Annotated in this window: 15 protein-coding genes; 10 read left to right on the top strand and 5 right to left on the bottom strand. The window is 64.1% G+C overall.

Annotated features, from left to right (window positions below; all coding sequences use genetic code 11):
• Position 1 precedes the first annotated feature (1 nt).
• Positions 2–970, bottom strand: coding sequence for a homocysteine S-methyltransferase (gene mmuM / locus AC5RWD_RS00875; protein WP_494018221.1), 969 nt, complete (start codon positions 968–970; stop codon positions 2–4).
• 172 nt (positions 971–1,142) lie between these two features.
• On the opposite strand from mmuM, the gene AC5RWD_RS00870 reads away from it, so the two are divergent.
• From AC5RWD_RS00870 to AC5RWD_RS00860, 3 genes are read left to right on the top strand one after another with little or no spacing between them, the layout of a single operon-like run.
• Positions 1,143–1,592, top strand: a complete 450-nt coding sequence (locus tag AC5RWD_RS00870; protein WP_494018328.1) for a hypothetical protein — start codon at positions 1,143–1,145, stop codon at positions 1,590–1,592.
• Positions 1,589–2,341, top strand: coding sequence for a cyclase family protein (locus AC5RWD_RS00865; RefSeq protein WP_494018220.1), 753 nt, complete (start codon positions 1,589–1,591; stop codon positions 2,339–2,341). The genes AC5RWD_RS00870 and AC5RWD_RS00865 overlap by 4 nt, the downstream gene beginning before the upstream one ends.
• 32 nt (positions 2,342–2,373) lie before the next feature.
• Positions 2,374–3,150, top strand: a complete 777-nt coding sequence (locus AC5RWD_RS00860; protein WP_494018219.1) for an IclR family transcriptional regulator — start codon at positions 2,374–2,376, stop codon at positions 3,148–3,150.
• Here AC5RWD_RS00860 and AC5RWD_RS00855 read toward each other — a convergent pair.
• Positions 3,147–3,947 carry an IclR family transcriptional regulator gene (locus AC5RWD_RS00855; protein WP_494018218.1) on the bottom strand — a complete coding sequence of 267 codons (801 nt, stop codon included), beginning with the start codon at positions 3,945–3,947 and terminating at the stop codon, positions 3,147–3,149. The genes AC5RWD_RS00860 and AC5RWD_RS00855 overlap by 4 nt on opposite strands.
• A 122-nt stretch (positions 3,948–4,069) precedes the next feature.
• On the bottom strand, positions 4,070–5,509 hold the full coding sequence (locus AC5RWD_RS00850) for an amino acid permease (protein ID WP_494018217.1): 1,440 nt from the start codon (positions 5,507–5,509) through the stop codon (positions 4,070–4,072).
• Positions 5,510–5,806: 297 nt separating this feature from the next.
• On the opposite strand from AC5RWD_RS00850, the gene AC5RWD_RS00845 reads away from it, so the two are divergent.
• Together AC5RWD_RS00845 and AC5RWD_RS00840 are read left to right on the top strand one after the other, a co-directional pair.
• The gene (locus AC5RWD_RS00845; protein WP_494018216.1) at positions 5,807–6,859 is read left to right on the top strand and encodes a homoserine dehydrogenase; all 1,053 of its coding nucleotides are present in this window, start codon (positions 5,807–5,809) and stop codon (positions 6,857–6,859) included.
• Entirely contained in the window at positions 6,852–8,264 is a 1,413-nt protein-coding gene (locus AC5RWD_RS00840; RefSeq protein WP_494018215.1) for an aldehyde dehydrogenase family protein, read from the top strand. Before AC5RWD_RS00845 ends, AC5RWD_RS00840 begins: the two co-directional genes overlap by 8 nt.
• Here AC5RWD_RS00840 and AC5RWD_RS00835 read toward each other — a convergent pair.
• Positions 8,254–8,736, bottom strand: coding sequence for an Lrp/AsnC family transcriptional regulator (locus AC5RWD_RS00835; protein ID WP_494018214.1), 483 nt, complete (start codon positions 8,734–8,736; stop codon positions 8,254–8,256). The two genes, AC5RWD_RS00840 and AC5RWD_RS00835, sit on opposite strands and share 11 nt — an antisense overlap.
• Before the next feature lie 76 nt (positions 8,737–8,812).
• Here AC5RWD_RS00835 and AC5RWD_RS00830 point away from each other — a divergent pair, with 76 nt between their 5' ends.
• From AC5RWD_RS00830 to AC5RWD_RS00820, 3 genes are all read left to right on the top strand, one after another.
• On the top strand, positions 8,813–9,541 hold the full coding sequence (locus AC5RWD_RS00830; protein WP_494018213.1) for an HAD hydrolase-like protein: 729 nt from the start codon (positions 8,813–8,815) through the stop codon (positions 9,539–9,541).
• A gap of 113 nt (positions 9,542–9,654) precedes the next feature.
• Positions 9,655–9,807, top strand: a complete 153-nt coding sequence (locus AC5RWD_RS00825; RefSeq protein WP_494018212.1) for a hypothetical protein — start codon at positions 9,655–9,657, stop codon at positions 9,805–9,807.
• A 64-nt stretch (positions 9,808–9,871) separates the two neighbouring features.
• On the top strand, positions 9,872–10,819 hold the full coding sequence (locus tag AC5RWD_RS00820) for an SAM-dependent methyltransferase (RefSeq protein ID WP_494018211.1): 948 nt from the start codon (positions 9,872–9,874) through the stop codon (positions 10,817–10,819).
• 23 nt (positions 10,820–10,842) lie between these two features.
• On the opposite strand, the gene AC5RWD_RS00815 is transcribed toward AC5RWD_RS00820, so the two are convergent.
• Positions 10,843–11,388, bottom strand: coding sequence for a flavodoxin domain-containing protein (locus AC5RWD_RS00815; protein WP_494018210.1), 546 nt, complete (start codon positions 11,386–11,388; stop codon positions 10,843–10,845).
• A gap of 196 nt (positions 11,389–11,584) precedes the next feature.
• Between AC5RWD_RS00815 and AC5RWD_RS00810 the strand changes: the two genes are divergently transcribed.
• Together AC5RWD_RS00810 and AC5RWD_RS00805 are read left to right on the top strand one after the other, a co-directional pair.
• Positions 11,585–12,661 carry a glycerophosphodiester phosphodiesterase family protein gene (locus AC5RWD_RS00810; protein ID WP_494018209.1) on the top strand — a complete coding sequence of 359 codons (1,077 nt, stop codon included), beginning with the start codon at positions 11,585–11,587 and terminating at the stop codon, positions 12,659–12,661.
• Between the two features lie 133 nt (positions 12,662–12,794).
• The gene (locus AC5RWD_RS00805; protein WP_494018327.1) at positions 12,795–13,376 is read left to right on the top strand and encodes a dihydrofolate reductase family protein; all 582 of its coding nucleotides are present in this window, start codon (positions 12,795–12,797) and stop codon (positions 13,374–13,376) included.
• Positions 13,377–13,507 lie beyond the last annotated feature (131 nt).

The following is a 13,507-nucleotide window of genomic DNA, read 5'->3' as shown; positions in this document are numbered from 1 at the left end:
GTCAGGGATTTGCCGTGCGCATAGCCACGGCGGCAATGTCCTCGGGGGTCGTCCGGCAGCACCCGCCGATGAGCCGGGCACCAAGGTCACGCCAGACGGCGGCTCCTTCGGACAGGCTTGCGGGCTGTTTGCTGTCGGGTCCCCTGGATGTGTCCCCGGACGCAGCCGGGCGCCAGGTTTTACTGACGGCGTCATAGCTTTCGCCGGAATTTGGATACGCGATCAGGGGCGTATCCGTGGCTTTGCCTAATGAACCCAAAGAGGGGGCAACCAGCTCCAGCGGCACACAGTTCACGCCAATGGCCACAACGGACGGCTGCGCCCTGCTGAGCTTTGCCACCTGAGCCAGCGGCGTGCCGTCGCTGATGTGCGCACCGTCCCGCAGCGTGAAGGAGAGCCAGCCCTCGACGTCGAACTCTTGCATGAGCGCCACCAGGGCCTCCGCCTCCGGCAGGGACGGCAGCGTCTCACAGGCAAGGAAGTCCGCTCCGGCGTCCACCAGCGCGGCAATTCGTGGCCGGTGGAACTCCAGGAACTCGTTTCGGCTGAGGAAGTAGTCTCCCCGGTATTCCGACCCGTCCGCCAGGTAAGCGCCGTAGGGACCGACCGATCCTGCAATCAGCAGAGTGCCTGCACCCGGGTTTTCGGCCAGGTGCTCGCTGCGGGCCTCGTCGGCCAGGCGCACACTCAATGCCACGAGTTCCAGGGCCTCTTCTTGGCCAATGCCGCGCCGGGCAAATCCCTGGGGTGTTGCCTGATAGCTGGCCGTGATCGCGACCGCCGCTCCGGCACGGAAGTAATCGCGGTGCACACGCTTGACGAGCTGCGGCTGCTCCAGGAGGACTTTAGCCGACCACAAGGGGTCATCCAGATTGCAGCCGTGCGCTTCCAGCTCGGTGGCAAGTGCGCCGTCCACGGTCAGGTTGGCTCCGGCATCAAGCATGCGGGAGAGCTTCGTGTTCGTAGGCATTGTTTGGGCTCCAAGCGGTTCGTTCGTCCATGCCTGTCAGGCATGAGGGCGGGGTACACGCGTTGCGCACCGCATATATGTTCATAATAAGCATCTTTCAATGCTTGTAATGATCATCACACCATGCCACGATGGCAGCAACACCCTTACGAACGGCCCAGGAGGCCCTCCTTTGAAAATTGAAATGAAACCAGTACGCAAACTGCGTGTGCATTGGCCCGTAGCTTCGGAAACCTTCTCGCGGCTCGCCAGCGGCGACGCAGACGCATTCAAAGACGAAGCGGGCATTGCGGCCCTGCTCAAAGCCGTCGCGGAATCCCCCGACCTCGGGGACTTCGGCAACTACCGGCATGTCTTCGAATCAGGTTTGGGTTTCGAGGGGTTCACCTGCACTGAAGGCGCCAACCCCACATTGGGGCAGGTTGGCCAGCAGACAATTTCACCGACCCTGGTTCTGACGACGTATTTCGATGCTGCGCTCGACGACGCTGCCGTGCAACGCTTCCTGCAGCACATAGTGGATATCCACCCCTGGGAGGTGCCCGTCATTGAGCTGACAGGGCCAATCGGTGTTTCCAACACTGCCCTTCCAGCACTCGTTGAAAGCCAGGCCACGCCATGACCGAAGTCACCACAACCGCCCTGTGGGACGGCCTGCAGACGCTGTTCGCCGGCAGATCATTCACTGACCTGACGCACGCCTTCCACCCCGGCCAGCCACACTTTCCCGCATTCCCCGATGAAATCAGGGAGCCCGTCTTCGATCTGGAGAAAGGTGACGGGTTCACCGCCCACCGCTACTCGATCATCGGACAATGGGGAACACATGTTGACCCTCCCTCGCACTTCGTCCAAGGGGGAAGGACCCTGGACCAGATTCCCGTGGAGGAGATGGTCCTTCCGCTGGTCGTCCTCGACATCACTGAACGCGTCACCGCTAATGCGGACGCCACTCCCCGGATGGAGGACGTCCAGGCGTGGGAACACCGCAATGGTGCCATCCCGCCCGGCGCCTTTGTGGCATTGCGGACAGGCTGGAGTGACCGTTGGCCTGACGCTGCCGCCATGGCAAACAGGGACGATCACGGTGTCAGCCACACACCTGGCTGGTCCCAGGAAGTCCTCTCCTTCCTGGTTGAGGAGCGGTCGGTTACCGCGGTCGGTCATGAGCAGACGGACACAGACCCGGGACTGGCCACGTCCCGCCAGGACTTTGCACTGGAGACCTACGTCCTGGCGCAGAACCGGTGGCAGATCGAGCTGATGGCGAACCTTGACGGACTTCCTGAGGCGGGAGCGGCCCTCATTGCCACCTGGCCCAAGCCACTGAGGGGAAGCGGTTTTCCTGCCCGGGTCTTCGCCATCCACTAGGAGGCGTCCCTCCAGTGACTAGAATCGGACCCATGTCGAAGACATCCAGCATGGGCCGGGGAATGATGGCTGTCCTAGCGGTGGGCTCCCGCAACGCAGAAGGCCTGCGTGGCGGAACGGTTGCTGATATAGCAACCGATCTGGGCAAGGACCGCAGCCAGGTTGCGCGCAGCCTGCGGACGGCCCAGCAGGAGGGGTTCCTGGTCCGCAAGGACCACCGGACCTACGCCGTCGATTGGTCGCTCCTGACGGACGCACAACTGTTGTCCGAACAGCGGTTGCAGACTGACGGCGCCACCGCACTGGCAGGTTTGGCCCGCGAAACCAATGAAGGATGCTTCCTTGGAATTCTGAGCGGAGACAGCACCGTCACCATCGGTGAGCATGTTCCGGCAAGTAGCAACATGATCGGTTCATGGCTGGGTCGGCCGTATCCGGCCTACTGCAGTGATGCCGGCCAGGCACTGCTGTGGGAAGCGTCCGACGACGAGGTCCGGACCCTTTTCTCCGGTGTCGCTTTCGCGCGTCATGGCCCCAATACACCCGTTGACGCGGAGGACTTCCTGTCACGACTGCGCGCGGCCCGGGCGCGGGGATACTCCATCGTGGACGAGGAGGCCGAGCCCGGGTTGTATTCCCTGGCCGTTCCGATTCGGGACTTCAAGGGCGACGTGGTGGCAGCGCTGCAGGTCGTAGGCGCCAAGACCCGCCTGCAGCCTAGATTGGAGGCCTGCGCCACGGCCCTCGTGTCCTGGGGAAGGTGGCTCGAGTCCATGCTGGGTCAGGCCCCGCCGAAGAACGTGCCTTAGCTGGCAAGACCCTTCCGGCCAGCGCTGTTCCGCGGGCCGCCCTGGCAGGACGCCAGCCGTTGGGCTGCTTCCCACAGGGCCTTTGCAAGCTCATCCGCGCCGGACATGATCTCGGCCCGGCCGCCCAGGACACTGAGCGCTGCAAGAACGGAACCGTCGGAGGTGCGGACCGGAACCGCCAGTTCGTAGACTCCATGCTCGAACTCTTCCTCCGCGACAATGAAGCCCCGCGCACGGTCCCGGTCCATCAAGTCGACGACTTCTTGCGGCGAATGGGCCGCCCCCGGACCGCCTATGCCAATGAAATTGACGTCCGCAAGGAGGGCCTCGACGGCTGGCTGCTCCTCGTCCCACAGCAGGGCCCGGCCGGACCCGGTGCACCACACGGGTGTCACCATGCCGGGTTTCACGAAGCCGCCGGGAACCGCGTCATTGCTGGATGTCCGCAGGAGAATGACGCGGAAGCCATCCCGGACGGACAGCCTGGATCTAAGGCCGAACGAGGCCACCAAAGCCTCAAGTTCGGTTCTTGATTCGCGGACCCAGCCGGTATTCAAAGCGGCAGCCAGGCTAAAAAAACGTGGACCGGTCCGGAATGGCCCGCGTTCGACGCGTTCCAGCAATCCCAGCTCACACAATTCCTGGGTCAACCTGGAGACACGGCTTTGGTCCATCTCCAGCTCGGATGCGATCTGGGAAACGCCGAGTAGCCGCCTTCCCCACTTCTCCCGGTCTGCGACCAGCCGCACTATCCGAAGGCCCTGGGCCATGGATGACGCTTCCGAGGAAGACTCCATGCTCCGTGCTCCTTCCGCCTGTAACTACGCCTATTCTCACACGTCCGCAGGACGCCGAGCTTGGTGGCGGGGGACGAAGGCCCCCCGCCACCAAGCTACGCGGACGATAGTTGATGCCGGCGTCAGGAGGGCTGGTTTGCGCGCGCCTTGCGTCCGTACTTGAAGTAAAAGAAGGCATAGCAGGCGCCAACGAAAGTGAATCCGAAATAGAGCGCTGCTACCTGGTTCGGATCATAGGCGATGCCGATGAGCGAGATGACACAGAGCGAAAAGGCCAGGATCGGCACCAGCGGGAACAGCGGGGCCTTGTAGGGAAGCGCAGCGACATCACCGCCGTTTTTGACGAAGGATCTCCTGTGGAAGAAGTGCGAGGCGGTGATGGACATCCAGACCCCGACCACGGCGAAACCTGCCACCGATACGAGAGCCAGATATACCGTTTCAGGTGCCACGACGCTGCTGATGAGGGATGCCAGGCCACCGAGCATGCTGACGGAGAGTGCAGTCATGGGAATACCGCGCCGGGTCAGCTTCTTCAGCGCCCGGGGCGCGTGCCCCTCGTCGGCAAGGGAGTACAGCATCCGCGCGCAGGAGAAGAGGCCGCTGTTACCGGCTGAAAGGAGCGCGGTGATGATGACGAAGTTCATAATGTCGGGAGCATAAGGAATGCCGATGGATGAGAAGACCGTCACGAACGGGCTTTCATCCAGCCCGACCTGCTCGAAGGGGATGGTGGCGGCGATGACAGCGATTGCCCCGACGAAGAAGATCAGCAGACGGATGACGGTGCTGCGCATCGCTTTGGGGATGCTGGTGGCCGGGTCAGCGGTTTCGCCAGCCGCCACACCGATGAGCTCTGAACCGGAGAAGGCGTAGAACACGGCAAGCGCAGTGACCAGGACACCGGTGAAGCCGTTAGGGAAGAGGCCGCCGGAAGTGTTGAAGTTTTCAAACATGCTGGGATGGCTGCCCGCCCCGCTGAGCGGGTGGAAGCCGAACAGCGCCGCGCCGCCGAAAACGATGAGAACCACGATGGCGCCGACCTTGACGATGGCAAACCAGAACTCTGATTCGCCGAAGAATTTCGAAGAAACCGCATTGAAGCCGAAGAGGACCGAGGCGAAGATAATGCACCAGACCCAGACGTCAACACCCGGGAACCAGCGCTGCATCAGGAGACCGGAAGCCGTGAACTCCGATCCGATGGCCACCGCCCAGCAGAGCCAGTAGAGCCAGGCGGTGGTGAACCCGGTGGCCGGCCCGATCGACCTCGCCGCGTAGATATGGAAGGCCCCTGAGACGGGATAGGCGATGGCAAGTTCCCCGAGGCAGGCCATCACCAGGTACACAACAAAGGCGCCAATGAGATACGCGATGACCGCCCCGAGCGGCCCGGCCTGGGAAATGGTGTACCCCGAGCTCAGGAAAAGCCCGGAGCCGATCACTCCGCCCATGGCGATCATGACCAGATGCCGCGCCCCCATGGACCGCCGGAGGCCCGAATCGGTCGACGGCGGAATGGTTGGCTGCGGTTCTAGCTGGACAGGTAACGACGGTTCCATGGTTTCTCCCAGGTGAGTGGCAGGTCTGATGCGAAGGATGCGCACGTGGCCCGGCGTGGGGTCAAGCCGGCTCGGGCTGCGCAGTAGCGACAGTGATGAAAGTAACACGAAAAGGCGGATTTGGTCATTAAGAACATCTATACATGTCTATGTTGAACAAAGGTTACGGTCCGGCGTGGTGACGAATCGGCAGGCGGATGGTCAGTTCGCCCTGCTTTTCGGTCACAATCACATGCGCTGACGGACATGGAGTGCGGTCAGCATTGGAGGACCGATGTAACTGACTGAAGGAGCACCATGACCACCTACGACATTGCGCTGATCGGCTTCGGCGGCGTCAACAGGACACTGGCCGAACTGATCGCGACGCGCGGTGAGAGACTTCGTTCCGAACTGGGCTTCGGCCTGCGGGTCGTGGCCATCACCGACCTGCGCCTCGGGTCCCTGGTCCAGCCCGAAGGCGTGGACCTCTCTGTTGCCCTCAGACTGGGCGGGGAAAAGGAAACCTTTGCAGCGTACGGCGGATCCGCCGACACCAACAACGAATCCGTGATCCGCCATTGCCCAGCGGACATTATCTGCGAGGCCACCTTCACTAATCCCGAAGACGGCGAGCCGGCAGTTTCACATGTGCGCTGGGCACTCGAATCCGGCAAGAGCGTCTGCACCACGAACAAGGGCCCGGTTGCCCTCCGCGGCGCCGAGCTGAGCTCGCTCGCCGAACAGAACGGCGTGCGCTTCGAGTTCGAGGGCGCAGTCATGAGCGGCACTCCCGTCATCCGCCTGGCCAAGAAGATGTTCGCGGGACTGAAACTGAACGGCTTTGAAGGCATTCTCAACGGCACTAGCAACTATGTGCTCGGGCGGATGGAAGCCGGCCTGGACTTCGACGCTGCCATCCGGGAGGCGCAGGAACTCGGCTACGCCGAAGCAAACCCCGCAGCTGACATCGAGGGCTACGACGTTCAGCTCAAAGTCCTCATCCTCGCCAACGAACTGCTGGACGCCGGCATGGAGCTCAAGGACGTCCATCGGCAAGGTATTTCTACCGTGACGCCGGAAGATATTCGGAGGGCAGCCCGCGAGGGGCACCGTTGGAAGCTCGTGGGCGCGGCACGGCGGAACCCGGACGGGTCCGTGACTGCAGGCGTATCCCCTGTAGCGCTTCCCCTTGACCATGGGCTGGCCGGGGTTTCCGGCGCAACCAATGCAGTGTCCTTCGAGACCGATCTTCTGGGTGCAGTAACCATCTCCGGACCGGGAGCCGGGCGCGTGGAGACCGCCTACGCGCTGCTCTCTGACATCATCGCCATGCACGCGGCCAGGACGGAGGTATCCGCAAATGCCTGAATCCACACTGTGTTCGACAGCAACCGTGCTGCCACAGTTCCATGACGTGACGAGCCCCTATGACGGCAGGGTGGTCGGTGCGGTTTCGCTGACCGAAGCCACCGCCGGCAAAGTCGTGATCGAAACGGCTCGAGCCGGCGCCCGGACGGCACGGGCCCTGTCCCGCGGCGCACGCGGGAAGATCCTGGACGGTGCCGCCAGGCAGATCGAGCAGCGCAGCGAGGAGTTCGCGCTAACGATAGTGTCCGAGGCCGGGAAAACGATCCGCCAGGCACGCAAGGAAGTACTGCGCGCGGTCAACACGCTCCGCCTGTCCGCTGCCGAAGCGCGCCGGAACGCAGGCGAAGTCATCCCCTTCGACTCCTATGAAGGCTCAGAGGACCGCACCGGGTGGTACTCGCGCGAACCACTGGGCATCATTGCCGCGATCACCCCGTTCAACGATCCCCTCAACCTGGTGGCGCACAAGGTTGGCCCGGCAATCGCCGGAGGAAACGCCGTGATTCTCAAACCCTCTGCGCTGACACCGCTGTCTGCCCAACTGCTCGCGGACGCCCTCGTGAATTCAGGGCTCCCTCCAGAGGTCCTCACGATTGTCCACGGCGGCCGGGACGTGGCCGAAACAATCATCAGGTCCCGGGACGTACGAATGGTGTCCTTCACCGGGGGGTTCTCCACGGGTGAGAGCATGGCCCGCACAGCGGGCCTGAAGAAGCTGTCCATGGATCTCGGCGGAAACGCACCCGTGATCGTCCTGGACGATGCCGACGTCGAAAACGCAGTGGAATCCTGCGTCTCCGGAGCATTTTGGGCCGCCGGCCAGAACTGCGTGGGGGTGCAGCGGATTCTCATAGCCGCACCGGTGTACGGCGCGTTCCGCCGGCGCTTCCTGGCGGCGACGGCCAAGTTGGTTGCCGGAGATCCTTCGGATGAACGGACGGACGTTGGGCCCATGATCAGCCCCGCTGCCCTGCAAGAGCTCCAAACCAAGCTGGACGAGGCCCTCGGAGCCGGCGCCGTCCTTCTTTCAGGCAATGTCACGGACGGCAATGTGCTTCACCCGACCGTCCTCGAAGCGGTACCGACGGACAGCCGGCTGTGGCAGCAGGAGGTTTTCGGGCCTGTGGTCATGTTCCGCCAGTTCAGCACGTTCGAAGAGGCCATTGAAGTCGCCAACGCCATCGAGTTCAGTCTTCATGCGGGCATCTTCACCGACTCCCTGGCCCGGGCCATGGACGCAGCCCGACAGCTCGAAGCAGGCGGCGTCATGATTAACGACTCCTCTGATTACCGCTTCGACGGCATGCCGTTCGGCGGGGCCAAGTACGGAAGCATGGGCAGGGAGGGCGTCCATTTCGCGTATGAGGAGATGACCCAGCCAAAGGTTATCTGCATCAGGAACTGATGGAACCGGAGGGGCCGCGGGCATCTCCGGGGCCCCGCCTGATGTAACTGGACAGCGTCATGGCGGTCACCGTGTCCGTGACGCCGGGAATGGCCGCAATCTGCTCCCAGATCTCCTGAACCCTCTCCAGCGACCGGGCCTCGACCCTCACCAGCAGGTCAAAGTCACCGCTTACGACATCACACAAAACAACTTCCGGGATCGACCGCAGTACGGTGATGACGTCCGACCCCCGTACCCGGTCCTTCCTGTAAACCATCAGGAAGGCGGACACGGGCCCCTGCCCCGGTGGGCCGGTAACGATTGTGTACCCCTGAATGTGCCCTTGCCGTTCCATCCGTTCGATCCGCTGGCGGACGGCGTTCCTCGAGAGCAGGACTTTGGTCGACAGCTCCGCGTGGCTCATCCGAGCGTTCTTCGTTAGCTCCGCAAGAATCCTCTGGTCTATCTGATCAAGACTCACTCGGTCCATGCCTACCCTTCACACCAAATTTTTTCCCCGGCACAGCCGGAACCCAACCAACTCCACGACCGAAAGCACTCGAAAAATGACACTTCTGCAGCAAGCCCGGCCATCTCTCACCGGCATTAGCTGCGTCCTGTTCGACATGGACGGAACGCTGCTGGATTCAGCACCCGGCGTTACGGCAAGTGCTGCCCTGGCCCTTGCCGCCGTAGGCGCGCAGGTCCCGGCGATGGACAAACTGCGGCAGTTCGTCGGCCCGCCGATGATCGAGTCCTTCAAAACAGTCTCACAGTTGGACGACATAACCGCCCAAAGGGCCCTCCAACACTACCGCAAGGCATACGCCGACCACGGCGCTGAACAGTCCAGCCCATATGACGGGGTCACCGAGCTGCTTGACCACCTGCACTCGGCCGGCATGCCGATGGCTGTCGCCACCTCCAAGGTGGAAGATCAAGCGGTAAGACTCGCACGAAGGTTTGGCATCGAAGGCAATTTCATCAACATCTGCGGGGCGTCCGACCGCGACGGAAGAGCGAGCAAGCCAGAGGTCATCGCCGAATTGCTGTGCCGCCTTCAGGCCGAGGGCGTGGACATCTCCGGTCCCGTAATGATCGGAGACCGGAGCTACGACGTCGCCGGAGCCGCCCAACACGGAATCCCGACAATATTTGCGCTCTGGGGCTACGGGGACGCCGGGGAAGCGTCGCAGGCGGCCGCCGTTGCCTCCTCCCCCGCAGCCCTGCTGCCACTGATCCTGGCCAACCGCCGCCCGTCGGATGACCAGCAGAGGTCCGGCCCTGCCGTGTGAGCACATGGATACACAAACGAAACGTGGGGTCGACGCCGTGAAACACGCCGTGGCTACGCTGATTCCTACCTGAGACCGACGGAGGTCCGCAGGTCAATCGAAAGGAATCAGCCATGCTTTGGAATACCTTGAACCTGTTTTTCACTTCCTCGCGCAATGGTGGAAACTCGCAATTCGGCGAGGCCACGTCCAATTCCAGTTTCCCCCAGGGCCAGCTCACGTCCGCGGCCTGGGAAGGCTGGTGGGACAGCGCCGCGCAGGTCTGACCCACATGTGGGCCGGCCGGGAGTAGGCTCACCGCAAGGGAACCAGCGAGCGGGAGGGTAAGGCGTGACGGATCAAGGACGCAGTACCGAACTTGAGGGCGGCGCCAAATTTGATGACCGGGGGCTGCCGCTGACGGCGCTTGCTGTGGCGGCGGGCCGCGCCGTCGAGACGTCGCGGGCCGACCCGCTCGTGGCGGATCCGTTCGCCTCCGCCCTGGTGGTGGCCGCCCGTTCCCACCTGGACCTGCCGACGGTGTGGCCCGCTGAACCGGCCGAAGCCCCTCCCCTGCAGCAGCCGCTCCTTCTGGCCTCCATCTACATCGGTATGCGGACCAGGTTCATCGACGACTTCCTGCAGCAGGACCCTCCCGCCGCGCAGACAGTGATCCTCGGCGCAGGGCTCGACACCCGGGCCTTCCGGCTCCCGTGGCCCGCCGGCGCCAGGGTCATCGAGGTCGAGAGCGCCAACGTCCTTGAATTCAAGGCGCATGTGCTGAGCCGGCTTTCGGCGAAACCCGCGTGCGAGCTGATCCCCCTGCCTGTGGACCTTTCCGAGCCGTGGCGGGAAGGACTTCTGGCCGCCGGTTTCGATCCTGCCCAGCCCACGACGTGGGTCCTCGAGGGCCTGATGCCGTACCTCGATGCTGCTGCCCAGCGCGCGGTCTTGGCGGAAGTTGCGGCGCTGTCCGCGCCGGGATCCCGGGCGGTGATTGAGCGGGCCGTGCCCTTGCCGGCGACTGAGGATATTGAGGCCAAGCTGCGCGAGTTCAGCCAGCAGACCGGCCTGCCCATGAGCGAGCTGCTGGCACGGGCCGATCCGCCCGACCCGGTGGAGCTGCTCGAAGCAGCGGGCTGGCGCTGCACGGGTCACACCGTTGAGGAGCTGTGTTCAATGTACGGCCGCATCCTGTCCCTGGCCCCATCCGATGGGACGGGACCAGACGCAACAGCACCTGAAGATCCAGACGTGGAACAGTCGCGGGGCGGCTTCGTCACCGCCTGGCTGCCGTAGGCCAATGCCCGCTCCCGGCGAAACTAGGCCGGGTCGCTGCCGGGAGATGCGGACGAAGCGGGTTTTGCCAGTTCCGCTGTGATCTGGTCCGTCCAGGCGTCGACAGCTTCCCAGTCCCGCACGTCTCCGAACCTGCCGCCGACGAGCCGGAACAATGCCCGGAGCGGTGCCGACATCTGGTCGTCCCTGAACACACCGGAGAAGACCCTGTGGCCGCGAAGCGGGACTTCCTGGAACTGCGTCTGTTCCAGGCGTTGCTGCTGCAGTGCCGCGCCGCGGCTGCGAAACGGCTTTGGCAGGGCGTCGGCCATCCCCACGCTGAACGCCCAGACGGGCCGCTTGGCCAGTTCGGCCGCCTGCTCTGTGAAGAACTCCGAAGCCGGGGGCAGCCACGCCTGGTTGTGGATGGCGCTGCCCACCACCACAGCCTCGTAGCCGGAGACGGACTCGACCTCCTCCACGGACCGGCATTCCACCCCGCCCAAGGCAGCCGCCATCCGTGAGGCCACATGCTGGGCGATCTCCCGGGTGGAACCCATCGCACTTGCATAGGCAACAAGAACAGTCATGGTGCGCCTCCTGCCTTCCGTTCTCCAGTCTGCCCGTTCCCAGTCTGCGGGAACCCGGGCGGGCTGGAAACAGCTCCATGACATGTCGTTAACCTCGGCTCCACCTCGCCGCAGGCGGCAGGCCATCTGGCCTCCCTAGGGTGAACGGGTCGGCGGCTCAGCGCCGGCCACCGTCTTTCCGGGAGGAACCAAAACCATGCGCAAAGTCCTGACCGCAGCGGCCGCCGTCGCGCTTTTCACCACAGCGATCGCCTCAACGGCGGGCACCGCCGTTGCCGCGCCGACGGCGGACGCCGGCTCGCCGTCGTCGAACGCGGCAGGAACTGCCCAGTCCGCTGTCAAGACGAACGAGGGCAACGGCTCGTTTGACCTGCAGTCGCACCGCGGCGGCCGCGGCGAGTGGACCGAGGAATCGCTGGCCGCGTTTGCGAACTCGCTGAAGCTGGGCGTGAGCACGCTGGAGCTGGACACGCACCTGACCGAGGACGGCAACGTGATCGTATGGCACGACGACACGATCCAGGCCAACAAGTGCGTGGACACCGCCCCGGCCACGGCCGGCGACGCCGAGTTCCCGTACGTCGGCGACCGGGTGGCAGACCTGACGCTGGCCCAGATCAAGACGCTGAACTGCGGCTTCAAGCAGTTGCCCGGCTATCCGGATCAGCAGGTGATCGAGGGCAACCGCATCGCCGAACTCAAAGACGTCTTCGCGCTGGCCGCCGAGTACGGCGCCAAGAAGGTCCGCTTCAACGTGGAGACCAAGGTGGAGGACGGCCAGGCCGGCGGCGAAGGCTCCGTGGCGCTGACCAAGGCCGTGGTCACCGAGATCTACATGGCGGGCATGTCCGGCCGCACCACCGTGCAGTCGTTCGACTGGTCCACGCTGAACTACACCCGGAAGATCGCCCCGCAGCTGCCCGTCGTGGCCCTGTCCAGCGGCGACGCGTGGCTGCAGGTGGGCAAGCCCGGCGCGGCGCCCCAGCTTGGCGGCATCGACATCGACGACTACGACGGCTCCCTGGCCAAGGCCGCCAAGGCACTGGGCTACGACGTCATCTCCCCCGCCTTCGCTTCCGTCACGCCCAAGATGATCGCCGAAGCACACGGGTTCGGCCTGCCCATCATCCCGTGGACCGTGAACACCACCGCGGACATGGCGCGCCTGATGGACCTCGGCGTGGACGGCATCATCACCGACTACCCCACCCGCCTGCGCACCCTCATGGAGGAGCGGGGGCTGAAGCTGCCGAAGGCGTACGGCAAACGCTGATCGAGCCTGAACCGCTGATCGAGCCTGTCGAGATCAATCGAGCCTGTGCCGCTGCCGGCCGATTGAATTCCTACAAGCGAGCGACAGTTCACGACTTGCTAATATGGGGCTCCCCAAAGCAGAGGAGTGCCCCATGGGCAAGGTTGTCATGTACGGCTCGGTGTCGGTGGATGGTTTCATCGCGGACGAGAACGACCAGCCCGGACCGCTCTTCGACTGGTTGACCAGCGGCGACGTCCCTTTGGACGGGAGCGGCGAGTTGAAGGTGTCGCAGACGTCCTACGACTACACCCGCCCGTACTGGGACCAGATCGGGGCGACAATCGCCGGCCGCCACGTCTTCGACATGACGGACGGCTGGGACGGGAAGCCTCCGGGCGGGGTCGACCACGTGGTCGTCGTGACGCACCGGTCGAAGCCCGAGGGCTGGGACCCCGAGGCGCCGTTTCACTTCGTCGACGGCGTCGAGGCAGCCGTGGCCAGGGCGCAGGAGCTCGCGGGTGACCGCATCGTCGAGGTCGCCGCCGGCGACTTCGGTGGCCAGGTGGTTGCCGCGGGCCTGGTCGATGAGGTGCGCATGGACGTGGTACCCGTCGTGTTCGGGTCCGGCAAGCGCTACTTCGGGTCGGTCCACGCGCAGCACTTGTTGGAGGATCCTGACGTGGTGATTCAGGGCAACCGGGTGCTTCACCTGCGCTATCGGGTGCGCCGTTGACCGGGCGGGCCATACCCTGAAAAGACGGTCAGCCTAAGTGCAGGTGCGGGCATGCGAGTTCGTCGGTGGTCATCGCGCTGTTATCTCGTGTGCCTCCTGGCCTTAAGCCTCCTCGGCGGCTTCAACTCACT

It is taken from the genome of Arthrobacter sp. CMU6, assembly GCF_059090205.1.
Note: the sequence above shows the minus strand (reverse complement) of the source record. Positions and strands in the feature narration are given on the sequence as shown.